Here is a 22,032-nt window from a genome sequence, read left to right on the forward strand (position 1 = left end):
CTGCGCCTTGCCTCTCGGAAAGGGAACCACCCTGACCATCGAGACAAGACACAACAGCTGAACGCTCCAGGCCACGCTGAGTACGCAAGGAGTTATTCAGAGGCTCCTCAAATCCTTTTCCCAGTCCTTGTCGCTGGACGCAAGCGGCGAGGCATTAATGGTGCCGGTGCAGGTGCGCTTTGATGATTATTCGCAACTGTGTTTTGAGGTGGGGCGCGCGGATGACGGCGAGGTGACGATTTATCTGCCCGGTGCGCCGGACCCCTGGTCGGGTTCGCTGATTCAGGTTACAGCGGATCGTGTTGAACGGCTGACCATGAGTATGCCACAGGCGGTGAGTTATATTCGTAACCTGGGCCGTGAGCGGGGTGCTGGAAAGCCGAGTTAACGGTCTGTATGGTCATAGAGAACCAGGGGTTTGTGCGGCTGCCACTGACCAGTCTGTTTGCCGATTAGGGATGTTTTGTATGGCGAAGAATGCTGTGTTGCGAAATTCAACCATTCTTGTGCCGGTGTTCGTGCCGGCGGTTATCGTTGCGATATTGCTGATTATTGGCACCATCAACGATCCGGAGCTGGCGGGGGAGGCGTTTTCGGCTGCCCAGTCCTGGATCACCGTTAACTTCGGCTGGTTCTATATGCTGGTGGTGGCGCTGTTCTTTATCTTTATCGTCGGCATCAGCCTGACTTCCTGGGGCAACATCAAGTTGGGGCCGGACCATTGTGAGGCGGAGTATTCGTTTCCGGAATGGTTCGCCATGTTGTTCTCGGCGGGCTATGGCATCGCGCTGTTGTTCTTTGGTGTGGCCGAACCTGTGCTGCATTATGCCGAGCCGCCAGTGGGCGCTGCGCAAACAGTGGATGCGGCGAAACAGGCCATGCAGATTGCATTCTTCCACTGGGGCTTTCATATCTGGGCGATTTACGGGCTGGTCGGTTTGGTGATGGCCTATTTCGCTTTCCGCCACGGTTTGCCATTGTCCATGCGCTCGGCGTTCTATCCCCTTATTGGTGAAAAAATTTACGGGCCGATCGGCCATGCCATCGACGTGTTTGCCATTCTCGGCACCATGTTCGGTATCGCCACCACCCTGGGGTTGTCGGCGGCGCAGATTAATGCCGGGCTGAATTACCTGTGGGACGTGCCGGTGGGCAACATGGTGCAAATCAGCGCCATTGTGATTGTCACGGCGCTGGCCACGGTGTCGGTGGTGGCCGGGATGGACAAGGGGGTGAAGCGCCTGTCGATTCTGAATATGGTGCTGGCAGTCATACTGATGCTGTTTGTGTTTGTGGTTGGCCCGACGGTGCACATTCTGGAAAGTTTTGTGCAGAACACGGGGAGCTACCTGAGCAATATTGTCGAGCGTACCTTTAACCTGCAGGCGTACACCCACAGCGACTGGATTGGTAACTGGACGCTGTTTATCTTCAGTTGGACCATTGCCTGGGCGCCCTTTGTGGGCTTGTTTATTGCGAAAATCAGCCGTGGCCGAACCATTCGCCAGTTTGTGGTCGGGGTGATGCTGGTGCCCAGTATCTTTACCTTCCTGTGGTTCTCGGTGTTTGGCGATACGGCACTGAATGCGATCATGGAGCGAGGCTATACCGAGCTGGTCAGCCAGGTGCAGGCAGACAAGGCGGTGGCCCTGTTCCAGCTGTTTGATCACTTGCCCTGGTCCACGCTGGTGTCGTTCCTGGCGGTGTGCCTGATTGTGACCTTCTTTGTGACGTCCTCGGATTCCGGCTCGCTGGTGGTGGATTCGCTGGCGTCTGGTGGTGTGCTGGAAACCCCTGCCTGGCAGCGGATTTTCTGGGCGGTACTGGAAGGGGCGATCGCATCGGTGCTGCTGCTGGCCGGTGGTTTGAGTGCGCTTCAGACGATGACCATGGTGAGTGCACTGCCGTTTGCGATTGTCATTCTGCTGGCCGCCGTGGGCATGTGGCGGGCGCTGGTGATCGAGGGGCACCGGGAAACCAGTTTGCAGGCGCACATGGCTCATAGCCGGCATATGACCGGCAGCCAGTGGCGCCATCGCCTCACCGCCATGATCCGTTACCCTTCCCGCGAGGAGGTGGAATCCTTTATTCGTGAAACGGCCATGTCCAGCATGAACAAGGTAGTGGAAGAGCTACGCAAGGCGGGCTGGGATGCCACGGTGAATTTCGACGAGCAGTTTATCCGTGCCGAGCTGGTGGTGAACCGTGATGAGCATGTGGGCTTTATTTATGACATCCGCCTGATTACCACGCCGGTGCCGGAATATGCCTACAGCAGCCGCGAGGCCAAGGTGAGCGATGCCCATGAGTATTGCCGCGCCGAGGTGTTCCTGCGCCGTGGTGGCCGTTCCTACGATGTGTTCGGTTACGATGAGGTGGATATCATCCGCGACATGCTCGACCAGTTTGAAAACTACCTGCACTTCCTGAATGTGGCCCCGGGCAAGCTGCCCTGGGAAATGGCGGAGCACGATGATCTGCTGCGCGATCAGCCCGGTGACCCTAGTGAAGGCAATGACGGAGAAGACGATGGCAGCGTGAAGCCGGTGTAATGATTCACTAACCGAAACGCTGTTATCGCCAGGCGCCCCACATGTTGGGGCGTTTTTCGTTTCAGGCCTACGCTTTCAGGCTCTCTGTGCCCTTGGGTAAATCGGACCTGCAAAACCAGACGACTCTCTGGTTTGTAGGTTGAATTAGCCTGAAAGGCGTAATCCAACATTTAGGGTCGTCAAAACTCGAAGGGTGAGAGTTCAGCGTTTACGCGCCAGTTTTTCCAGGCTCATCAGGGTATCCAGATAGTTCACGAAGTGCTCCAGATACGCAGGCGACAGCTCACGCAGGGTTTCGATGGAGCGGGCCACCAGCCGGTGGGAGTTGAGCGGGCCGGCGTCACTGGGGGTCTGGGTGATGGCATCGTCGATGCGCTGGCGTGCCCGGTGTGCCTGGCGCTGGTGGCGCAGCTGGCGCAGGGCGCTCAGCTCCCGTTGCCTGGGCGGCGGGGATGGGGCGCTGGCGCCATTATCTGCCAGTACCCGGGTTTCCTGTTGTTTCAGCAAGCCTGCCAGAGTGTTGCCTTCTTCCGGGCTGTCATCCGCTGGTGGGTTGCTGTAGGCCTGCTGTAAGGGCGCAAACGGTGAAGACGTTACTGGCTGGGGTCGCCGTAGCAGGGAGCGGAACTGGCCGGGATTGTCGGTGGCTTCCCCGGCGCGTTGCAGGGTGTCTCTTGCCTGATGCAGCGCATCTTCGTACTCGGCCAGTTGGGCGGTCAGTTTGCCCTGTGTGCGGATGGAAGGCTCACGCAGGGCAGCCAGCCGCCGGGCCAGGCTGTTCAGGTAATGGAACTGCACCGGCTCGAAATGTTCCGCGCCCTGTTCGCGCAGGGCGGCTAGCCGCTCCAGCAGGGCGCCGAGTGTGGGCGAGGGCGCGGCGTGATCAGGGGGCATCGGCTGCCTCGCTTTGCCTGGGCACCGTGGTCAGCTCCACCCGGCGGTTACGGGCACGGCTGTCGGCGTTGTCGTTGGGGGCCACCGGCTGGTTGTCGCCGAAGGCGGCGGCGAAGACCTGGTCCGCCGGCATGCCCTGTTCGATCAGGGTGCGGGTGACGGTGAGTGCTCGCTGCGCCGACAGGCCCCAGTTATCCGCGTAACGGCCGTTGCCCCGGTTGATGGGCAGGTCGTCGGTGAAGCCGCTGACCATGAGCATGTCGTCGTGCTGGCTGAGGAATACCTGCAGTGGTTTGACCAGATCGCTGAGCAGGGCTTCGCCTTCCGGTTGCAGCTGGTCGGAGTTGAGCTGGAACAGCACGCTGCCGCTGATGCCGATGCGGCCGTTGTGGAAGGTCACCCGGCCGCTGGCCAACGGGTCGGCCAGTGCTTCTTCCAGTGCCATGCGGCGCTGTTCTTCGGCGAGGCGTTTGGCTTTTTCCTGTTCCAGAGACTGGCTCAATTCCAGCTGGATGCCGATCACCCACACCAGCAGCAGCACCAGAATGCCCACCAGGGCGGCCATCAGGTCCGAGAAGATGGCCCAGACCGGCGAGGCCTGGGCATCGCTGTCGTGTAATTCGTCCATCAATTGACCTCGGAAGCCGTGCGCTGGCCATCCTGCGCGGGCGCTTCGCCATGGCGCAGGCTGGCCAGGGCATCGATCACGTCTTTCTGCGAGGCCATGCTCAGCTCGATTACCTCGCGGGCCTGCTCCACGTAGTAGCCCAGTTGCTCGTCGGCGCGGGCGGCGGATTTCTCCAGTGAGGTTTCCACCTGGTGCAGGTTGTCCAGCAGGGTGTCGTTGGCGCTGCTGAACACCTGCACGGCAGCGGCAAAGGCGTCGCTGAGGCTGGCCACTTCGGCGGCACTGCCGGTGACGTCGCCGGCCACCTGATTCAGGCGGCTGGCCTGGTCGCTGACCTGTTGCGAGAAGGTGTCGCTGACCTGGCTGAGCGTCTCGCTGGAGGTGCGGATCAGGGTGTCGATGGCGTTGCGCTGGGCATCGGCGGCGGCTTGCTGGCCAGAGAGCAGGGTGTCCAGCTCGGTCATGATGCGGCGGCGCTCTTCCAGCAGTTCGTTATCCCGCTCGCTGCTGTGGGTCATTTCCTCGCGCAGGCGGGTGATCACCTCAGCGGCGGCCTTCGGGGTTTGCGAGGCGGTTTCGATCAGGCGAGTCATGGGCGCTTCCAGAGCGGTGCCCAGGCGGCCCAGATGCTCGGTGACGGTGGCCTCCAGCCCGGCCAGGCGTTCGCTGGCGGCATCGCCACGGACCGCTTCCTGGTCGCGCAGGGCATTCAACTGTTCGCCCAGCTGGGTGATCAGGCTGTCCATGCCGGTTTGCTGGCCGCTGAGCAGCCCGGCGGCGCTGTCGCGAAATTCGCTGTTGTGTTCGTGCAGGGCGCTACGGATTTCGCTGACCAGCGTGGCCACGGTGCGTTGTTGCTCGCCGAGGCCGGTTTGCCAGTGCTGGGCGGCCTGTTCGGTGCTGGCCTGGAATTGCCCGGCGATGGCGGCAAACTGCTTCTCGCTGTGTTCGGCCACGGCCTGTTGGCTGCTCTGTAGTTGTTCAAGCAGGTCCGCGCCGCTGGCCCGGTGGGCTTCCAGTCCGGCGTTCCAGTCTTGTAGTGCCTGACGGGTGACCGCCTGGAATTCACCGGTGATGCTGGCCAGCTGTTGCTCGCTGGCACTGCCCAGTTGTTGCTGGGTATCGCGGACCTGTTGCAGCAGGGTGTTGCTGTTGTGCTGGAACTGGTCGTGGTGAGCGGCCAGGGAGGTGCTGATGTCGTTGACCAGCCGGGCGCTTGTTTGCTGGTGCTCGGCGAGGCCGGCGCGCCATTGTTCGGCGGCGTGCTCGGTGGTGTCGCGGAAGCGTTCGGTGAGGGTGCCGAGCTGCTGTTCGGTGATGGCGTTGAGCTTTTCGTGGGTGCCCTGAACCTGCTCGCTGAGGCTGGCCAGTGACTGGGCCATGATCGGCTGCACGCTTTCCGCGGCCAGGCGGCTGCTGTCGGCCAGGGTGTCACGCAGGGAGTCGCCCACGGAGCGGGCCAGTCCCTGGTATTGCTCCTGGAGGCCGTTGTGGAAGGCTTGCTGATTGCCGGTGAGCTGCTCGCCCATTTGCTCCATGCGCCCGGTGAGGGTCTGCAGGGCGGTGACCAGTTCCGGGAATACCTGGGACTGGCTTTGCAGGGCGGCGTAGGCGGTTTCACGCTGGTGGTTCAGGGAGAAGCGATACAGCTGGCCATCCACGGCGTCATCCAGCTGGCGGGATACGTCCATGCGGTCGCGGCGACACAGGGTGGCGGTGAGACCCAGCATGGCGGAGGCCGCTACCCCGGCAATGGAAGTGCCAAAGGCCAGGCTCAGGCCGGCGATGGGGGCGGACAGGGCGCTGCGGATGGCGGTCAGTTCGCTGCTGCCGTCCAGGGCGGTGGCGGCGCCTTTCAGGGTCACGATCATGCCCACGAAGGTGCCGAGCAGGCCGAGCATCACCAGCAGGCCGGTGAGGTAAGGGGTTAACACCGGGCCGGGCAGGGCGGCGGGCTGGCCGTCGACGCGGCGTTGCACGGCATGGCGCAACGTGCCGGGCAGGTCGGTGAGCCAGCGGGTCAGCGATTCCCGGCCGGCATCGGGCTCGGGGAGCTGCTGCAGTTGTTGATCCAGCCGGGCGGTGTCGCGGCGGTAGCGCAGCAGTTCCACAAAGCCGAGCCCGTAGACGGCGGCGATCAGCAGGGTAACGGTGAGGGCCACCGGATTGCGCAAAAAGGTGGCGCCAATCCAGATAACGGCCACGGCGCCAAGAGCAAAGGGCAGAGCAAATAAAAAACGTCTCATGGGGTGGTGCTTTCCTTGTGATCAATGTCGGCGAACGTGGAGCCGGTGGTTGCGTCGCAGGACGCGGCGGTGGCTGCGCCCAGCAGGCCCAGAATGGGCTCCTGACGGGCGTCCAGTTCAGCCAGCAACAGCATTTGAATTTCCTGACAGAACTGCGCTAGCCAGCCGTTGGCGGCCATCCAGTCCTGCGGTGGTGTGTGTTGGCCCTGCTGCCAGAGCGTGCGGTAACGCTTTTCCAGAAAGGCGGGCAGGGCGGTAAAGCAGCGGCGTACGTAGGCCGAGAGGCTGTGCTCGAACACCGCATCCAGCTCGGCCAGCCGGGCCAGCTCGGCACTGTGTGCGGTGAGCTGGCGGCGGGCGCGCAGGCGCAGGTTGGTCAGGGCGGCGATCATTTGCCGCTGGTGGGCCTGGTGGAAGCGTTCGTAGGGGCCAAAGCTGGGGCGCTTGTCTGCCGGGGTGTTGCGGTTCACTGCGGGCAGGCTGATCACCGAGGCGGCCTGTTTGCCGGCGAAGCTGTAACTCAGGTTCTCCAGCAGGGTGTTACGGGTTTTCAGCAGGTCGGCCTGCAGGGTGGCGGTGATATCGTCCTGGGCGGTGAAGGGGCCGCTGGGGCGGTGCTGGGTGGCGGCATCCAGGGCAATGGTGTCGGACAGGTCAAACAGGCGGCCCAGCCGTTCGGCAAAACAGGGATGGGAGGACGCGGCGGCTTTCGGGTCCAGGCTGGCGAGCAGCTGAACCAGCCGGCTGCCGGCGGGGCCGGTTTGCGCGGGTGTTTGCGTCCTATGCATACTGTTGTCCATGGCGACTGCAGGTACTGTGAAAACGGGCTTGTCGGTGGCCGCAGCAAGGCGCTGCCTGTGCCGATTGAAATGGATCGACGGGCCAGCCGCCCATTCTAATCGGGAAAGGCCGGTGATGATAATGCGCTGGTCGGTTGAGGGACGGGTTGCGAAATCCGTCGTAGACTGGGGGCTGGGCGGAGAGGGGTGATGAGCGCCTCTGCCAAAACCGATGAATCGACAAGCAAAGGAATGCGATGTGAGGGCAATGACGACGGCGATGCCTGCCCTGCTGCTGGCAGCGGGACTACTCAGCGGCTGCGAGCAGGAGAAGGTGGTAGGCGGTGACCGTGACCGTTTCGGCTGCCTGCCTTCTGCGGGTTATCAATGGTGCCCGGCCACCGGAGCCTGCGAGCGCCCATGGGAACTGGCTGAGGCGCACGGCTTCGACAATACCCAGGCCGGGTTCGAGGCGTTTTGTACCGATTTGCCAACAGAGCCATAAAACGCAGAATGCCATGAGTGAGTTAAGCACAGTCCGTTTGCTGGCAGACTATAACCAATGGATGAACGGGCGCCTTTTTGAGGTCACCGCTACCCTGCCTGAGGCCGTGCGCCAGGAAGACCGGGGCGCTTTTTTCGGTTCCATCGAGAATACGCTGAACCATTTGCTGGTGGCGGACACGCTGTGGCTGAAGCGGTTTGCGGTGCACCCGGCGTGTATCGACAGCCTTGCGCCCATCACCATGTTGCCCACGCCGCCGACGCTGGATGCCCAGGTACGGGACACCTTTGCCGAGCTGCATTTACACCGGCTATGGCTGGATCAGCAAATAGTGGATTGGTGTGGCGATTTGGGTGACGGCGATCTGGATTACGTGCTGTCTTATCGTAACAGCAAGGGCGTTGCGTCGCGGCGGCGGTTTGGCAGCTTGCTGACGCATTTTTTCAATCATCAGACCCATCACCGCGGGCAGGTAACCACGTTGCTGTCGCAAGCGGGTGTGGATGTTGGCGTGACGGACTTGCTGGTGCGTATTGCTGATGAATTGCAGTGAACAAAAAAGATGACGACGCTAACCGGTAGCGGGTTGCTACAGGTCAGCATCAGATTTGCGATTCAATGGGCAGCCACGACAGCATCCACACCTTGATGCGTTGCCAGCGGGACGTCTCCGGGTCGTGGTCCAGGGTCCGTGGGGTGTGGTCGTCTGCATCTCTCGCCTGCCATTGCAGCTCTCTCTCGTCATCAAGGCTGACATGCCAGGCGGAATCGTCACTGACCCAGCTGGCAAACAGTTGGCTGAGTTGTTGATTCAGTGATTCGCTTTCAATCAGCAAACCGATTTCCGTGTTTTGCACAATCGAGCGGCCGTCCAGGTTCACGGAGCCGATGAAGGTGCGGTCGTCATCAATGACAAAGGTTTTGGCATGCAGGCTGGCGCGGGATTTTCCCTTGAACCAGTGAATGCGTTCCTGTTGCCCGGCTTCGGCGCGAAGCTCCCACAGGGTGATGCCATTTTCCAGTAGCGGTTTGCGGTAATTCACATAGCCACTGTGCACGATAGCCACGTCGGTGGTGCTGAGTGAGTTGGTAAGAATATCCACCTTGACTCCCCGTTCGGACAACGATGAAAACAGTGTCACTCCGGCATCGCCGGGTACAAAATACGCGGAGCTGATTTGCAACCGTTGCCGGGCGCTTTCGAGAATGGTCTTGAGGGAGGCGCCCAGATAATCATCGCGGCTCAGTGTGTCGCGGGCGGTGGCTTTTTCCGGTGGGTCGGCATACAGGGTGGCCTGCCCCCAGTCCAGCGGCACTTTCCCTTCCACAAGGCGGCGACCCAGGCTGGAACCGGAGAGCGCATTGGCAAACTCGCTGTTCTTTTGTTCATCCAGAAAACGGAGCAGCGTGCGTTGCAGGGTAGGCAGGTCCATGTCTGCATCGTCGGCATCAAGAACCCGATTGATCGGCACCGAGGCGGGGGTGTTCCAGTATCGATCAAAACTGGCTACGCCGTCAGGGACAATCTTGCCCACGGCCATCACATCCACATCCTGAAAATCCACATTGGTATTGGAAAAATACTCGTCGCCCAGATTACGCCCGCCAGTGATCAAGACGCTGCTGTCCGCCACCATCAGTTTGTTATGCATGCGGTGGTTGGTGCGCCCGAAATGTGAGGCCATTTGCAACGCCCGGGTAATGCCGCTGCGGGCCGCTACCGGGTTGAAGATACGAATATGAATGTTGGGGTGTTGTTCGAGGGTGGCAACGAGTGGCTCTGCCACACGGGTGCCCAGATCGTCGACCAGGAGACGCACCCGCACGCCCCGGTCTGCCGCTTCCAGCAATTTTGCGACAATGATGCGCGACGAGGTGTCATCGGAAACAATATAGTACTGCAGGTCCAGCGAGGACCGGGCCACTTCAATCAGGGCAACGCGTGCCACGAAAGCAGACAGTCCCTCGTGCAGCAGATAAAAACCGGATTGATTTTCATGCTCGGGGTTGTCGTGAAGTTGCTCCAGGCTTGCGGCGATGGGGCCCTCCGCTGGGCTGGGCAGGGCGGTGTTGGCCGGACGGCTGTCTGGGTCATAGCCGGATTGTGCCTGGCAGGCGGTGGAGAGCAGGGTGATCAGTAATAACCCGATCAGTGGCGGCATATGAGGCATGGTGGAGTCATCGCAGCAAGTCTGCGATTATCAAAGCGCAACAGCGCAATAATTTCAAACTGAACGCGAACAGGGAACGGGCCATGTTGAAGCGAGGGATGCTGGCAATCGTTGCAGGTTTAATGGCGGGGGCGGTTCAGGCGGATTTCTTTCAGGATTACATGATCGACCCGGAAGACGGCATGCTGGATGGCAGCCGTTACCTTTCCGAGGTGCCGCAGGGTTTCTTGCCGATTCCGATGGTTATCACCGAACCTGCTGTGGGCGCGGGCCTGGGCATGGGCGCGATTTTTTTCACGAAAGTGAGGAACAAAAAAAGCAGCGGGTGTCTGGTGGCAGTCCGGCCATTTTGCCGAATAACATCAGTGTGGTGGGGCTGGGTGCCACGGAAAATGGAACGCGCGCGGCAGGACTGGGGCACATGGGTTTCTGGCATAATGACCGCATTCGTTATCGCGGCTTTGCCTTGTTTCCTGATCTGAATCTGGATTTTTATTCATTGGGCGGGCGTGACCTCCGTGACCCTGTCGAACTGAATGTGAAAGGGCCGGCGGCGGTCCAGGAGTTGAAGTTCAGGCTCGGCGCAAGCCGCTGGATGTTGGGGGCAAGGCAGGTTTACAGGCAGGTTGAGCTGTCTCTTGAGGAAGATATCTCATTACCCAGCCCGCGTCTGGAGCAGGCGGTGAATACGTTCTTGCGCAACAATCTGGGGGACAAGATTCGTACCTCCGGCTTGGGGGTGCTGGCGGAATACGATAGCCGGGATAACCCTCTGGCTCCTCAGTCCGGGCTTTACTATGCGGGTAATTATGTGTGGTACGGGGACAGTGTTGGCAGTGATATCAACTTTGGCAGCTATACGCTGGAGGGCCTGAATTACTGGAACGTTAACGAGCATTTCAATTTTGCCCTGCGCCTTCAGTATGACGGTGTCGATGTGAGCGACAGTACCCGATTGCCACCTTATGTGTTGCCTTATGTGGATATGCGCGGCATTCCTGCTGTTCGCTATCAGGGTAAGGCGGTCGCGGTGGCAGAAGTGGAGGCGATCTGGAAAGCCAGTCCTCGCTGGCGGTTCAACTTTTTTGGTGGCGGTGGACGTGCCGCAGAAAGCCTTTCGGATTTGTCAGACGCCGAAGTGGCCAATAGCTACGGTAGCGGGTTTCGCTATCTGATCGCTCGCCGGTACGGGATGACGATGGGGATTGATATTGCCCGGGGGCCGGAGGAGACCGCCTGGTATATTCAGGCGGGGTCCAGCTGGCGTTGATCAGTCTTCTTTTTCGTCCATGTTTTTAGCTGCGGTGCGCGCATCTTCCAGTGCCGCAAACTGTTCGGAGATCAGCGCGCCCACTTCCTGATTCACCTTGCGAATGGTGTCGTACACCAGGCCGATGGTTTTGCGCTGTTTTTCTTTCAGGGCTGGCGCCTTGTCTTCAAAGAGGCCCAGCTTCTCCAGCGCGTCAAACGGTAGCCCGGCAATATGCTGGTGCACGTCTTCCACGGTGGTGGCGCCATCTTCAATGGCTTCCTGAATCATGTCCTTGAGCAGCTCTGCTCGTTCTGCTGTTTTTTTCATTGTTGGCCTGCGTGGTCAATCGGGTAAGGGACTGTTCCGCAATGTAGCGAAAACCGTTAATAAGGACCATAACCATTATGGACCCCGGGAACACGTATTGATGCCCGATTGTCTGACCGTCTGTACCGTTGCCGGTGACAGACTTGACCCTGTTCAATAAATGGGGCCACTCTGAAACCGGGTTCACCTGTGAATCCCTGATCGAACAAGGAGTTGCGATTATGGAAACCGGTAAACAAATGATTGCCGATATCAAAGGCAAGCTGGATGAACTGGAAGCCGAGCTGGATCAACTGGAAAAGCAGGGGGGCGGAGACCGCAGCACCGAAGCGGAGCGACATCAGCTGGCTTTGCAGGATGTGCTCACAGAATTGCAGCAACGCATTGACGAATACCATGAACTGACCGGTGCAGACAGCGTGGATGGCCAGGCTAACTGGCAACAGCTGGACAAGGACCTGAAGGAACTGGACAGCGATCTTTACGGCGCCAACTGATTCGATGACCGCCTGTTAGGGAACCTCTGAATAACTCCTTGCGTACTCAGCGTGGCCTGAAGCGTGCAGCTGTTGAGTCTTGTCTTGACGGACAGGGTGGTTCCCTTTCCTAGGGGCAAGGCGCAGCAGATGTACGCTTCAGGCCGTGCCCTCCGGGTCTTCCAGGCTGGCCGCACTCGTCGTTGCGTGTTGAAGGTGAAGAGTCGATGGATGGACATATCTCGATCCCAGTTAGGGGACACCTTCAAAATCGCGCCCTCTGTGCCCCGAATGGGGTATAGATTGCGAGCCAGCCTGAAAGACTGAGCATGCAAGGAGTTATTCAGAGGTTCCTTAGCCCTCGGGGTCCGGGGGCTTTTTCGGTATGCTTCTGTCTGGTTTTTCCAGGGACGGGAGTCACTCTATGGCCATTGGGCCACTCAGCTGGCCGCTGCTGCTGCAAACGGCGCGTCGGCATTTTTCCTTTTTCTTCATGCTCTTCTTCTTTCTTGGCTTGCCGTTTGCGGCGGTTGGCGTCGGTCTGCTCTGGTTTGAAGGTGGCGATGATTGGGGGGCGGCGTTTGGCGGGGCCTTCTTTGCGCTGGTCGGCATTGGGGTCATGATCATGGCGTTGGTGACCAGTGCAAGCAGCATTGGCTATTACTACGAGCGGGCCTTGCTTAGAGAACACGGCACCAATGTGGATGGGGTGGTGTTGTCAGTGACGCAATACAATGAGCCCGAGGACGGAGAGGAAACGCTGTGGTTGCTGCGTTTCCGTTATAGCTGCCATGGGGAGCCTCATGAAGGGGAGGCGGTTCTGCCGGATGAGGAATGGATGAGCCGGCTGGGCGAGAATGACTGGGCGCCGTTACGGGCACTCAAGCCACGCCCGGCGTATGCAGAACCCCGCTGGCGAAAATGGAAAAATCAGCTGCAGCGCGAAGGCCGCTGGTAGGCCGGACCGGGAACCCCGGTCCGGCGTATAGCTGGGGCTACAGAAGCTGGCCGAGCCCAAGGACCGCAGCAAAACCAACACTATAGGCCACCAACAGATAGCCGAAATATCGCAGGTAGCTGCCGAATGTCAGCGCTTCGATCTTGCTCATGGCGATCACGCCGGCGGCGGAGCCGATGACAAGAAGTGCGCCACCCACCCCGACCGAATAGGTCAGAGACAGCCACTGGGCCAGGTTCATTTCGATGCCGGAATTGAGCAGGGCGGCGGTGAGCGGCACGTTGTCAAACAGGGCCGACGCCAGGCCCACCAGGAAGTTGGCGGCCACCGGTGGCATCACGTCATACAGTGCCGGGAAGTAGGCCAGCATTCCCAGTTCCTTGAGCATGCCGACCAGCAGCAATACGCCCAGGAAAAACAGCAGGGTGTCGAACTCGATCTTGCGAATGTATTCCAGAATCGGTTCGTCCTTGTTCAGGAACTGCACCACCATGAACATCAAGGACAGGCCGAACAGGAAACACAGCACCGGCGGAATGCCGAAGGCCACGTTGGCGGCGATGGTGCCGACAATGGTGGCGAAGAACAGCAGGGCGATAACCTTGTCGCCGCGCTCGATGGCGCTGCTTTTTTTCTGGATATGCACCTCGCCACTGAGTCCCAGAGAGAGCATCAAGGCGAGCACGGCCACGGCGCCGGCGGCGGGCAGGCTGAGCAGCAGCAGGTCCGGAATTTCCACTTTGCCGGCCAGGAAGATCATCAGCGTGGTGACATCGCCGGTGATCAGGGCAGTGCCGCCGGCATTCACCGAGAACACCACCAGCACCACGTAGCGCATCAGTTTCTTCGCCGGCAGGTTCAGATTCATCAGCACGGCGATGCACACCAGAGTGGCGGTAATGTTGTCGGCCATGGAGGAGAACAGAAAGGCAAACAGGCCGGTGAGCAGCATCAATTTACGTTCGCTGATGCGTTCGGGCAGCAGCTTGTTGACCAGGCTGTCGATAATGCCCTTACCGGACAGGTAGGCCACAAAGGTCATGGCGGCCATCAGGAACAGCCACAGGGTGGCAATATCCAGCAGGTTTTCATTCAGGCTTTCCATCAGCGCGTCGTGACTGAGGTGGGCCGGCGGGGCAATAAAGAACAAAAGCCAGGCGAATGACCCGAAAAACAGGGTGGTTTTCGCTTTATCAATATGAACGATGTCTTCGACGACGATGGACAAAAAGCCCAGCGCCACCAGGATCAGCAAAACGGTAGTCATAACGGGCGACTCGCACTATGGGCAGAGAGTGAAGAGTGGAGGGCGGCGCTATTCTAGGCGTTTTGTGAACAGTGTTCACCGGAAACGGCCTGTTTATCCCGAAGAATCCGACCAATTACGGTGAAAAAAACGCAGGGAATGTGCAAATTTTGCACGCACCCCTTTAAAAAGATGAGAATAATTCGCATTATGTGCGCCCAGACTGTTTCCGCGCCGGCTCTGATCTGCGCGTTTGCTTGTGATGTTTGATCTGATCGAGGAATTTTCATGCTGACCCGCCTGTCCACCGGAGGCCTGTTGCTGGCCTCCCTGTTTCTGTCTGCCTGTAGTGACGAACCGCAATCCACGGATGCAGATGTGGCCCCGGCTTATGATGATGCCCTTGGCAGGCAGGTGGTTAGCCACTATGGCGATGTGGCCTTGGCGACGTATAGCGATGCGTTGGCCGGTGCCCGCGAGTTGAAAACGCAGATCGGCACGCTATTGGCCGCGCCCACCGAGGCCAACCTGGCCGCCGCCCGCGATGCCTGGCGTGCCGCGCGGGTGCCCTACATGCAGACTGAAGTATTCCGCTTCGGCAATGCTGTGGTGGATGAATGGGAAGGGCAGGTGAATGCCTGGCCGCTGGATGAAGGCCTGATCGATTACGTGAACGAGGACTATCAGGCGGTGATGGGCAACCCCGGTGCCCGCGCCAATATTATTGCCAGCGAGTCATTGAAAATCGGTGAACAGACCCTGGACCTGACCGACCTGAACGCGGAACTGTTGGCCAGCCTCAACGAATTGGGCGGTTCCGAGGTGAACGTGGCTACCGGTTACCACGCCATTGAATTCTTGCTGTGGGGCCAGGACCTGAACGGCACTGACGCCGGTGCCGGCCAGCGCCCGGCAACGGATTTCGCCACCGGCCCGGACGCAACGGGTGGTCATAACGAGCGTCGGCGCGAATACCTGTCGGTAGTGACCGATCTGCTTATCGACGATCTGGAAGTGATGGTGGATGAATGGCGACCGGGTGAAGAAAATTACCGGGCCGAACTGGAAGCGGACAGCGTGGAAAACGGCCTGCGCAAGATGCTGTTTGGCATGGGCAGCCTGTCGTTGGGCGAGCTGGCCGGCGAGCGCATGAAAGTGGCGCTGGCGGCGCACTCCCCGGAAGACGAGCACGACTGCTTCAGCGATAACACCCATGCGTCGCACTTCTATAATGGCAAGGGCATTCGCAATGTGTATCTGGGCGAGTATCAGCGGAGCAACGGGGAAACCCTGACCGGCCCCTCGCTGAGCGACCTGGTGGCGGCGAACCAGCCGGCGGCGGACAGCCAGCTGAAAACCGACCTGAACGCCAGCGAGGCGGCGCTGCAGGTGCTGGTAGATAGCGCCAACAACGGGACCCATTTCGATCAGCTGATTGCCCCGGGCAATGCCCAGGGTGCCGACACGGTGAATGCCGCCATTGGTGCCCTGGTCGTGCAGACCACCAGCATCGAGAAAGCGGCGCGGGTGTTGAACATCCAGGCCCTGAACCCGGATACCGCCAATCACAGTTTCTGACGCCAGAACCGGAAAGACGCGCATGCACACGGGGCGGCGGCCCCCTTAGGGCTGCAGGCGCGCTTCTCTAGCCAGCTGTCCGCCAGCCATCAAGAAAGAAGGAAGACTGCCCCTTGCGATATCTCCCGTTGACCCTTGCCGCCCTGCTGGCGGCCTGTGATGCCGGCCCCTCGTTTACCGAAGCCGAACCTGGCGAGGTGTTGTCTGCGGGTGAAGCCACGGTGACCAAGACGGACCAGAACGCCTTCTCTCTGCCGTTGGCCAATTTGTCGCCGTCGCGGCGGCTGGATTTCAGCGTGGGCAACAGCTTTTTCCGCAACCCCTGGGTAATCGCGCCGGCCTCCACCGATGCCCGTGACGGGCTGGGGCCGCTGTTCAACACCAACGCGTGCCAGAACTGTCATATCAAGGATGGTCGCGGGCACCCGCCCGCACCTGATGCCAGGCAGGCGGTGTCCATGCTGGTGCGCTTGTCGGTGCCGGCGGGGACCGACGATGACCTGACCCGGAGCGGCTTGATGCCCGAGCCAACCTACGGCGGGCAGTTTCAGGATGCGGCCATTCCGGGTGTTGAACCGGAGGGGCGGGTACGGGTCGATTACCGCACCCGGATCGTCACGTTTGAGGACGGTTATCAGGTGGCTCTGCGCGTCCCCCGCCTGAGCTTCAGCAACCTGGCGTATGGCGAGATGCACCCGGCGACGCTGTTTTCCGCGCGCATTGCACCGCCGGTGATTGGGTTGGGGCTGCTGGAAGCGATTCCGGAAGCGGACCTGCTGGCCCATGCCGACCCGGAGGATGAGGACGGTGATGGTATCAGTGGCCGGGCCAACCGGGTCTGGGATCGCAGCAACAACACCACCGCCATGGGGCGTTTCGGCTGGAAAGCCGGCCAGCCCAGTTTGCGCCAGCAGAATGCGGAAGCTTTCGCCAATGACATGGGGCTGACCAGCCATCTGGTGCCAACGGATTCCTGTTCCGCTGCCCAGCCCGATTGCCTGGCCATGCCCAATGGCGGCGAGGTGGAAGTGAGCGACTCGATTCTCGACAACGTCACTTTCTATACCCGCAATCTGGCGGTTCCCGCCCGCCGGGATGTGGATGATGCGCAGGTGCTGGCGGGCAAGAGCCTGTTCTTCCAGGCTAACTGCCAGGGCTGCCATGTGCCGGTGTTCACCACCGGTGCCGACGCCGCCGAACCGGAGCTGGCTAACCAGACCATCCGGCCCTATACCGACATGTTGCTGCATGACATGGGGCCGGGGCTGGCCGACGGTCGCCCGGAGTTCCTGGCCAATGGTCAGGAATGGCGTACGCCGCCGCTCTGGGGCATCGGCCTCACCGAGGCGGTGAATGGCCACACCCAGTTCCTGCACGATGGCCGTGCCCGCAACCTGATGGAAGCGATTCTCTGGCACGGCGGCGAAGCGGCCGGGTCGCGGGACGCGGTACTGGCGTTTGACGCCGAGCAACGGGCGGCGCTGTTGGCGTTTCTGAACTCTTTGTAATTTTTTCTGTAACGGTTCCAAGGTTGAGGATGGATCATGCGTGCTTTGATTGTGCTGGTGTCAGTTTCCTTGTCGATGCTGCTGACGGCGTGCAGTAACCCGCGTCAGGAAGTCACCGTGCAGCTGGCCAACGAGGTGCTGCTGCCGGCCCACCAGCAGTGGCGCGACAGCAATGCTGCCCTGGTCGACGCCGTGGAGACGTACTGCGCGGCCCCGCAGGCATCGGCGGATGATCTGGAAACCGCGTTTTATCAGGCCCAGTCCCGGTGGTCGCACCTGCAACCGTTAATGGTCGGCCCGTTATCGGAAGGCAACCGCAGCTGGCAGGTTCAGTTCTGGCCGGACAAACGCAACATGGTGGTGCGGCAAACAGAATCCTTGCTGGACGAGGCCGATCCGCTGACCCGCGCGCAGCTGGAGAAGGCCAGCGTGGTGGTGCAGGGGCTGACGGCGTTTGAATATGTGTTGTTTGATGAATCGGTCGCACTGGCGGATAGCCGTGGCCGTTACTGCCCACTGCTGACCGGTATCGCCGGTCATCAGCTGGCGCTGTCCGAGTCGGTGCTGGCGCTGTGGAATGAGCCGGGCGGCATGCTGGCGCAGTTGCGCGACTTCCCCAATGAGCGTTACGCCACGGCGGATGAAGGCCTGGCGGCGATTCTGCGCACGCAGATCACCGGCGTGGATGTACTGAAAAAAAAGCTGGGCACCCCCATGGGGCGGCTGAATCAGGGTGTGGTTCAGCCTTACCAGGCGGAAGCGTGGCGTAGCCGGCAGTCCATTGAAAACCTGCAGGCGTCGTTGCAGGGGGCGCAGGCGGTATGGGAGCGGGTCCGTTCGCTGGTCAGCGATGCGGCCCTGGTGAAAGACATCGACCAGGCCTATGCGGCCGTGGCCAACCAGCTTGCGGCGTTGCCCGCGCCGTTGATGGTGCTGGTACAGGAGCCGGCGCATCGCGAGACGCTGGCGACGCTCTATGCCGCGCTGGATAACCTGGAAAACCGTCAGCAGACGGAGTTGGCCCGCAACCTGAATATCCAGATTGGTTTTAATGCCAACGACGGGGATTAGAATCCGTTGCGAGTTGCGAGTTGCGAGTTGCGAGTTGCGAGTTGCGAGTTGCGAGTTGCGAGTTAAAAGTTAGACGTTAAAAGTTAGACGTTAAAAGTTAAAAAAGCCAGGCACGGCGTTGGCAGTGCGGGCTTGCAGGAGAGCGTTATGTCACTGACACGGCGAAAGCTGCTGGGCGCGGGTGCGGCGATGGCCGGTGTGGCCGCGCTGGGTGGCTGGGCGCTATGGACCGGCACGGCGGGTGAATCGCCCCTGCTATTATCTGCCCGCAACGATGATGCCGGTCAGCATTATGCCGTGGGTTATTACCTGAACGGCAAGCGGGCGTTTGCCACGCCGGTGGCCGAGCGCTGCCATGCGGTGGCTCGCCATCCGTTCCTGCCGGTGGCGTTGTATGTGGGGCGCCGCCCGGCGCGGGAAAGTTACTTGATTGACCTGCGTGATGGCCGGTTGCTGCAAACCCTGCACAGCCAGCCGGATCGGCATTTCTACGGCCATGCCGTATTCCATGCCCGCGGCGAGTGGCTATACACCACCGAGAACGATACCCGCGAACCGGGCCGGGGAGTGCTGGGGCGTTACCGCCTTGATCAAGCCTCCTTGCGGCTGACCCATGACGGGGAGGCGGCTACCCATGGTGTCGGCCCCCACGAGCTGGCCTGGATGCCGGACGGTGAATCCCTGGTGATCGGCAACGGCGGAATCCGCACCGAAGGCGGCAGCCGTGAGGAAATGAATCTGGACGCCATGGCGCCCAGCCTGGTGATCATGAGCCGCCATGGCGAATTGATTAGCAAGGAAACCCTGGCTGACGCACAAAGCAGCATCCGCCACCTGGATGTAGCTGCCGATGGCACCGTGATTACCGGCCAGCAGTACCATGGCCCGGCCTACAACAGTGTTCCGTTGCTGGCGATCAAGCGGCCCGGGGAAGCCTATCAACCGTTCCCGGTCAGCCGGGCACAACTGGCGATGATGGATCAATACACCGCCAGCATTGCCATTCACAGCGAGCAGCGACAAGTGGCCATGACCGCGCCACGGGGAAACCGTTTCTTTATCTGGGACCTGGACAGTGGCGATACGCTGCTGGATACGCCCATGTCCGACTGTGCCGGTGTTGGTGCGGTGCCGGGCGGTTTTGCGGTGACTTCGGGGCAGGGCAAATGCCGCTACTACGATAGCCGCACTGCAGAGGTACAAAGCCAGTGGCTGGAACTGCCGGGGGGGTGGTGGGATAACCACCTGTGGCTGAGTTAAGGCGCGCCCCCTCCCGCTTAACCAACGTTGCTTGCATCGCGGTGGGACCACCGTTCTCACAGGTCAGGGGGCGTCGGCTTTTCGGTAGGAGTGCCTCTTGAGGCGCGAACCTCGGAGCGGGAAACCGGCAATGCGTTTAAGCCCGGAAAGCCGGGCTTAAACGTTATGGCTTTTCAATAGCGATATGCAGGCTCTCAATCGTGCCAGTTGGATACCTTGCCGGAGCACACCCAGTCCTTGGAGCCTTTTACCACACCAATGGAATTGTAGCTGTAGCGGCCATTGGCATTGTGGGTAGACCAGCTTTTGGTGTTGCCCGCGCCGATGCCGGAGGCGCCGCAATCCTCGGAACCGTTCTTGCGCTCGTTGCAGAAGCGGGCATAGATGCGGTGGCTGCAGGTGTTGCGGTAGGTAATGATGAAGTTGTCCTTGCTGTACTCACTCCATTTGGTTTTGTGCACCACCATACAGGGGCCACCGCGACTGTTGCGGGCATCCCAGCAGGTGTCGTCGTCGACGCTGGAATAATAATCAGCGGCAGCAAACTGTGAGGCGAATAGTGCGGCAATGCCAATGGTCCATTTCATAGTCGTTCCCCTTGTTCCCTTCGTTGATGACCTCATTGGCCCGGTAAGCGAGCCCGTCGTAATAATTGTAGGAAACTGGGAAAAAAACGCCTCACCCATATGGGGTATATCGGTATGGAAGCTGTTGTAAAAGTGTCAGCGCCCGGCGGGTCAGGGCGCTGTGGCCGGGATTACCCGCTGTGTTCGGTCAGGCATTTCCCGTGATCGCTTAGTACGTCGATTACCCGGCATTCGCCCGGGTGCCCCTTCTCGCATTCGCCGATCATCCGGTCCAGTTCATTGCGCAGGGCGGTCAGTGCGCTGATGCGGTTTTGTACGGCGTCCCGGTGACGGCGAGCAATGGCATCGGCATGCTGGTGCTGTTCGCTGAGCGTCAGCAGTTCGCGGATGTCATCCAGGGTGAAGCCCAGCTCCCGGCTGTGACGGATAAACTGCAATCGCTCCCGGTGACGACGATGATAACGGCGCTGGCCCCCTTCGCTGCGGGCGGGTTCGGGCATCAGGCCGATTTTTTCATAATAACGGATGGTTTCCACCTTACAGCCGGTGGCGTGGCTGAGGGTGCCAATGGAAAAGAGGGTGGGCATGATTACCTCGTCAAAAAGGGATAACCGGACTTGAACCTGTAGTCACTATAGCTTTTTTAATGGAGCCAGGGTGAAACAGAATCAAGGAGCAGGATGATGCACGACAGGCAACGACGGGCGTTTTACGCCGCCATGGAGGCGGCGCGGCGGGCTTATGCCAGGCAGGAGTGGGACCGGGCGTTTGTCCAGTTGGAGCGGGCGCATATTCTGGGACAGCGGCGGGTTGGCGCCCATACTCTGAGCCACTGGTGGATGTTGAAAGTGGGCTGGCAACGCCGGGATGGCCGAGAAATCCGCGGGCAGGTGCTGCGTCTGTTGGCCGCGCTGGTGATGTCGCGGTTATGGGTGCCCGTCGGCAATACCGGCGGCGCCAATGTGAACCCGCTGCAGTCCATGCCGGTTCCTGATGCGCTGCGCGTTTTGATGGAGGAACAATGATGCAGGATCACTCTTCACACTCGCCACATTCACATCATTCTCATGGCCACGGTCACGGTGATGAGGACCGGGCCATCGGAATGGCCTTCTGGCTGAATTTTACCTTCACCATCATCGAATTTGTCGGTGGGCTGATGGTGAATTCGGTGGCGATTTTGTCCGATGCGGTGCACGACCTGGGGGACACCCTGGCTATCGGCATGGGGTGGGTGTTGGGCAAAGTCAGTCGAAAGCAGGCGGACCAGCGCTTCAGCTATGGCTACCAGCGGCTGTCGGTGCTGGCTGCGTTGCTCAATGCCCTGGTGCTGATTGCGGGCTCGGTCTTCGTGATCAGCGAAGCCATTCCCCGGCTGTGGGCACCGGAGATGCCCGATACCACTGGCATGCTGGCATTGGCCATTCTCGGGGTAACGGTGAACGGGCTTGGCGCCTGGCGGTTACTGCGCCAGTCCTCGCTGAATGCCAGCGTGATCCGCTGGCATCTGTTGGAAGATGTGCTGGGCTGGGTGGCTGTGCTGGTGGTGTCGCTGGTGCTGATGGTCTGGGAAATTCCGATTCTCGATCCCATTTTGTCCATCGGTTTCACCCTGTTCATTCTGTTCAATGTGGCGCGCAATGTATGGGCATCGTTGAAGGTCTTCCTGCAAGCGGTGCCGACGGAGGTGGATACCGATGCTCTGGTGGACGCCTTGCAGGCACCGCCGGCCGTAGCCGGTGTGCACCATGTCCATGTGTGGAGTCTGGACGGCCAGCAGCATGTGTTCAGCGCCCATATCAAGTTGGGTGGTGAGCCGCCCATGGAGGAGCTGCGGGGGCTCAAATCCCGCTTCAGCGCGCTGGTGAAGGAATACGGTTTTGCCCACTCCACCATCGAATTGGAATGGCCGGAGGAGATGTGCCGTAACGCTGAGCAGGGTAATGAAGAGGGTGAATGATGGGGGTTGTGCTTGGCGGTAAGGTGGCTGGGCT

The 22,032-nt window shown here is 60.3% G+C and carries 23 protein-coding genes; 14 read left to right on the forward strand and 9 right to left on the reverse strand.

The genetic code is table 11. The annotated features are described in order from the left end of the window. Positions 1-157: 157 nt before the first annotated feature. Both COA55_RS09135 and COA55_RS09140 read left to right on the forward strand, forming a co-directional pair. Positions 158-388, forward strand: coding sequence for a hypothetical protein (locus tag COA55_RS09135; protein ID WP_290501693.1), 231 nt, complete (start codon positions 158-160; stop codon positions 386-388). Positions 389-467: 79 nt separating this feature from the next. Next, entirely contained in the window at positions 468-2,552 is a 2,085-nt protein-coding gene (locus COA55_RS09140) for a BCCT family transporter (protein ID WP_290501695.1), read from the forward strand. A gap of 201 nt (positions 2,553-2,753) precedes the next feature. Here COA55_RS09140 and COA55_RS09145 read toward each other — a convergent pair whose 3' ends face one another. Genes COA55_RS09145 through COA55_RS09160 form a run of 4 tightly spaced genes read right to left on the reverse strand, consistent with a single transcriptional unit; the run spans position 2,754 to position 7,108 of the window. Then, complete coding sequence (locus COA55_RS09145; protein WP_290501697.1) at positions 2,754-3,446, reverse strand: DUF2894 domain-containing protein; 693 nt, start codon at positions 3,444-3,446, stop codon at positions 2,754-2,756. Continuing rightward, the gene (locus COA55_RS09150; RefSeq protein WP_063538460.1) at positions 3,436-4,074 is read right to left on the reverse strand and encodes an OmpA family protein; all 639 of its coding nucleotides are present in this window, start codon (positions 4,072-4,074) and stop codon (positions 3,436-3,438) included. The genes COA55_RS09145 and COA55_RS09150 overlap by 11 nt, the downstream gene beginning before the upstream one ends. Next, positions 4,074-6,320, reverse strand: coding sequence for a DUF802 domain-containing protein (locus tag COA55_RS09155; protein WP_290501700.1), 2,247 nt, complete (start codon positions 6,318-6,320; stop codon positions 4,074-4,076). Before COA55_RS09155 ends, COA55_RS09150 begins: the two co-directional genes overlap by 1 nt. After that, complete coding sequence (locus tag COA55_RS09160) at positions 6,317-7,108, reverse strand: DUF3348 domain-containing protein (RefSeq protein WP_231880667.1); 792 nt, start codon at positions 7,106-7,108, stop codon at positions 6,317-6,319. Before COA55_RS09160 ends, COA55_RS09155 begins: the two co-directional genes overlap by 4 nt. A gap of 259 nt (positions 7,109-7,367) precedes the next feature. Between COA55_RS09160 and COA55_RS09165 the strand changes: the two genes are divergently transcribed. After that, positions 7,368-7,604, forward strand: coding sequence for a serine protease (locus tag COA55_RS09165; RefSeq protein WP_290501703.1), 237 nt, complete (start codon positions 7,368-7,370; stop codon positions 7,602-7,604). Between the two features lie 13 nt (positions 7,605-7,617). Then, positions 7,618-8,157: a DinB family protein gene (locus COA55_RS09170; RefSeq protein WP_290501705.1), complete on the forward strand. Its 540-nt coding sequence runs from the start codon at positions 7,618-7,620 to the stop codon at positions 8,155-8,157. Between the two features lie 49 nt (positions 8,158-8,206). Here the strand turns inward: COA55_RS09170 and COA55_RS09175 are convergent, their stop codons facing one another. Further along, complete coding sequence (locus COA55_RS09175) at positions 8,207-9,775, reverse strand: phospholipase D family protein (RefSeq protein ID WP_290501707.1); 1,569 nt, start codon at positions 9,773-9,775, stop codon at positions 8,207-8,209. Positions 9,776-9,858: 83 nt separating this feature from the next. On the opposite strand from COA55_RS09175, the gene COA55_RS09180 reads away from it, so the two are divergent. Beyond that, positions 9,859-10,257, forward strand: coding sequence for a hypothetical protein (locus COA55_RS09180; RefSeq protein WP_290501709.1), 399 nt, complete (start codon positions 9,859-9,861; stop codon positions 10,255-10,257). Continuing rightward, the gene (locus COA55_RS09185) at positions 10,197-11,045 is read left to right on the forward strand and encodes a BamA/TamA family outer membrane protein (protein ID WP_231880664.1); all 849 of its coding nucleotides are present in this window, start codon (positions 10,197-10,199) and stop codon (positions 11,043-11,045) included. The genes COA55_RS09180 and COA55_RS09185 overlap by 61 nt, the downstream gene beginning before the upstream one ends. Here the strand turns inward: COA55_RS09185 and COA55_RS09190 are convergent, their stop codons facing one another. Continuing rightward, a complete protein-coding gene (locus COA55_RS09190; RefSeq protein ID WP_039926707.1) occupies positions 11,046-11,354 on the reverse strand; it encodes a hypothetical protein in 309 nt (102 codons plus the stop codon). Positions 11,355-11,488: 134 nt separating this feature from the next. Here COA55_RS09190 and COA55_RS09195 point away from each other — a divergent pair, with 134 nt between their 5' ends. Both COA55_RS09195 and COA55_RS09200 read left to right on the forward strand, forming a co-directional pair. Next, on the forward strand, positions 11,489-11,851 hold the full coding sequence (locus tag COA55_RS09195; RefSeq protein ID WP_290501711.1) for a hypothetical protein: 363 nt from the start codon (positions 11,489-11,491) through the stop codon (positions 11,849-11,851). Between the two features lie 403 nt (positions 11,852-12,254). Then, a complete protein-coding gene (locus tag COA55_RS09200; RefSeq protein ID WP_290501713.1) occupies positions 12,255-12,788 on the forward strand; it encodes a hypothetical protein in 534 nt (177 codons plus the stop codon). A gap of 37 nt (positions 12,789-12,825) precedes the next feature. Here the strand turns inward: COA55_RS09200 and nhaD are convergent, their stop codons facing one another. Continuing rightward, positions 12,826-14,055, reverse strand: a complete 1,230-nt coding sequence (gene nhaD, locus COA55_RS09205; RefSeq protein ID WP_290501715.1) for a sodium:proton antiporter NhaD — start codon at positions 14,053-14,055, stop codon at positions 12,826-12,828. Between the two features lie 267 nt (positions 14,056-14,322). Here nhaD and COA55_RS09210 point away from each other — a divergent pair, with 267 nt between their 5' ends. The 4 genes from COA55_RS09210 (at position 14,323) to COA55_RS09225 (ending at position 19,451) form a co-directional block, all read left to right on the forward strand. Next, the gene (locus COA55_RS09210) at positions 14,323-15,612 is read left to right on the forward strand and encodes an imelysin family protein (RefSeq protein WP_290501717.1); all 1,290 of its coding nucleotides are present in this window, start codon (positions 14,323-14,325) and stop codon (positions 15,610-15,612) included. A 113-nt stretch (positions 15,613-15,725) separates the two neighbouring features. Continuing rightward, positions 15,726-17,120, forward strand: a complete 1,395-nt coding sequence (locus tag COA55_RS09215; RefSeq protein WP_063537192.1) for a di-heme oxidoredictase family protein — start codon at positions 15,726-15,728, stop codon at positions 17,118-17,120. 36 nt (positions 17,121-17,156) lie between these two features. Continuing rightward, positions 17,157-18,191 carry an imelysin family protein gene (locus COA55_RS09220; RefSeq protein ID WP_290501720.1) on the forward strand — a complete coding sequence of 345 codons (1,035 nt, stop codon included), beginning with the start codon at positions 17,157-17,159 and terminating at the stop codon, positions 18,189-18,191. Between the two features lie 147 nt (positions 18,192-18,338). After that, positions 18,339-19,451 carry a DUF1513 domain-containing protein gene (locus COA55_RS09225; protein ID WP_290501721.1) on the forward strand — a complete coding sequence of 371 codons (1,113 nt, stop codon included), beginning with the start codon at positions 18,339-18,341 and terminating at the stop codon, positions 19,449-19,451. 194 nt (positions 19,452-19,645) lie between these two features. Here COA55_RS09225 and COA55_RS09230 read toward each other — a convergent pair whose 3' ends face one another. Both COA55_RS09230 and COA55_RS09235 read right to left on the reverse strand, forming a co-directional pair. Next, entirely contained in the window at positions 19,646-20,038 is a 393-nt protein-coding gene (locus COA55_RS09230; protein ID WP_290501723.1) for a hypothetical protein, read from the reverse strand. Between the two features lie 170 nt (positions 20,039-20,208). Continuing rightward, complete coding sequence (locus COA55_RS09235) at positions 20,209-20,625, reverse strand: helix-turn-helix domain-containing protein (RefSeq protein WP_290501725.1); 417 nt, start codon at positions 20,623-20,625, stop codon at positions 20,209-20,211. Positions 20,626-20,721: 96 nt separating this feature from the next. On the opposite strand from COA55_RS09235, the gene COA55_RS09240 reads away from it, so the two are divergent. Together COA55_RS09240 and COA55_RS09245 are read left to right on the forward strand one after the other, a co-directional pair. Next, positions 20,722-21,063: a DUF3703 domain-containing protein gene (locus tag COA55_RS09240; protein ID WP_290501726.1), complete on the forward strand. Its 342-nt coding sequence runs from the start codon at positions 20,722-20,724 to the stop codon at positions 21,061-21,063. 80 nt (positions 21,064-21,143) lie between these two features. After that, a complete protein-coding gene (locus COA55_RS09245) occupies positions 21,144-21,998 on the forward strand; it encodes a cation diffusion facilitator family transporter (RefSeq protein WP_290501775.1) in 855 nt (284 codons plus the stop codon). Positions 21,999-22,032: the final 34 nt, after the last annotated feature.

It is taken from the genome of Alcanivorax sp., assembly GCF_002733835.1.
Taxonomy (GTDB): domain Bacteria; phylum Pseudomonadota; class Gammaproteobacteria; order Pseudomonadales; family Alcanivoracaceae; genus Alcanivorax.

What these genes read in the sequence shown, in the direction of transcription:
- COA55_RS09135 (WP_290501693.1), top strand. Translation starts at nt 158, where the DNA reads ATGGTGCCGGTGCAGGTGCGCTTTGATGATTATTCGCAACTGTGTTTT.
- COA55_RS09140 (WP_290501695.1), top strand. Translation starts at nt 468, where the DNA reads ATGGCGAAGAATGCTGTGTTGCGAAATTCAACCATTCTTGTGCCGGTG.
- COA55_RS09145 (WP_290501697.1), bottom strand. Translation starts at nt 3,446, where the DNA reads ATGCCCCCTGATCACGCCGCGCCCTCGCCCACACTCGGCGCCCTGCTG.
- COA55_RS09150 (WP_063538460.1), bottom strand. Translation starts at nt 4,074, where the DNA reads ATGGACGAATTACACGACAGCGATGCCCAGGCCTCGCCGGTCTGGGCC.
- COA55_RS09155 (WP_290501700.1), bottom strand. Translation starts at nt 6,320, where the DNA reads ATGAGACGTTTTTTATTTGCTCTGCCCTTTGCTCTTGGCGCCGTGGCC.
- COA55_RS09160 (WP_231880667.1), bottom strand. Translation starts at nt 7,108, where the DNA reads ATGCATAGGACGCAAACACCCGCGCAAACCGGCCCCGCCGGCAGCCGG.
- COA55_RS09165 (WP_290501703.1), top strand. Translation starts at nt 7,368, where the DNA reads ATGACGACGGCGATGCCTGCCCTGCTGCTGGCAGCGGGACTACTCAGC.
- COA55_RS09170 (WP_290501705.1), top strand. Translation starts at nt 7,618, where the DNA reads ATGAGTGAGTTAAGCACAGTCCGTTTGCTGGCAGACTATAACCAATGG.
- COA55_RS09175 (WP_290501707.1), bottom strand. Translation starts at nt 9,775, where the DNA reads ATGCCTCATATGCCGCCACTGATCGGGTTATTACTGATCACCCTGCTC.
- COA55_RS09180 (WP_290501709.1), top strand. Translation starts at nt 9,859, where the DNA reads ATGTTGAAGCGAGGGATGCTGGCAATCGTTGCAGGTTTAATGGCGGGG.
- COA55_RS09185 (WP_231880664.1), top strand. Translation starts at nt 10,197, where the DNA reads ATGGGTTTCTGGCATAATGACCGCATTCGTTATCGCGGCTTTGCCTTG.
- COA55_RS09190 (WP_039926707.1), bottom strand. Translation starts at nt 11,354, where the DNA reads ATGAAAAAAACAGCAGAACGAGCAGAGCTGCTCAAGGACATGATTCAG.
- COA55_RS09200 (WP_290501713.1), top strand. Translation starts at nt 12,255, where the DNA reads ATGGCCATTGGGCCACTCAGCTGGCCGCTGCTGCTGCAAACGGCGCGT.
- nhaD (WP_290501715.1), bottom strand. Translation starts at nt 14,055, where the DNA reads ATGACTACCGTTTTGCTGATCCTGGTGGCGCTGGGCTTTTTGTCCATC.
- COA55_RS09210 (WP_290501717.1), top strand. Translation starts at nt 14,323, where the DNA reads ATGCTGACCCGCCTGTCCACCGGAGGCCTGTTGCTGGCCTCCCTGTTT.
- COA55_RS09220 (WP_290501720.1), top strand. Translation starts at nt 17,157, where the DNA reads ATGCGTGCTTTGATTGTGCTGGTGTCAGTTTCCTTGTCGATGCTGCTG.
- COA55_RS09225 (WP_290501721.1), top strand. Translation starts at nt 18,339, where the DNA reads ATGTCACTGACACGGCGAAAGCTGCTGGGCGCGGGTGCGGCGATGGCC.
- COA55_RS09230 (WP_290501723.1), bottom strand. Translation starts at nt 20,038, where the DNA reads ATGAAATGGACCATTGGCATTGCCGCACTATTCGCCTCACAGTTTGCT.
- COA55_RS09235 (WP_290501725.1), bottom strand. Translation starts at nt 20,625, where the DNA reads ATGCCCACCCTCTTTTCCATTGGCACCCTCAGCCACGCCACCGGCTGT.
- COA55_RS09240 (WP_290501726.1), top strand. Translation starts at nt 20,722, where the DNA reads ATGCACGACAGGCAACGACGGGCGTTTTACGCCGCCATGGAGGCGGCG.
- COA55_RS09245 (WP_290501775.1), top strand. Translation starts at nt 21,144, where the DNA reads ATGGCCTTCTGGCTGAATTTTACCTTCACCATCATCGAATTTGTCGGT.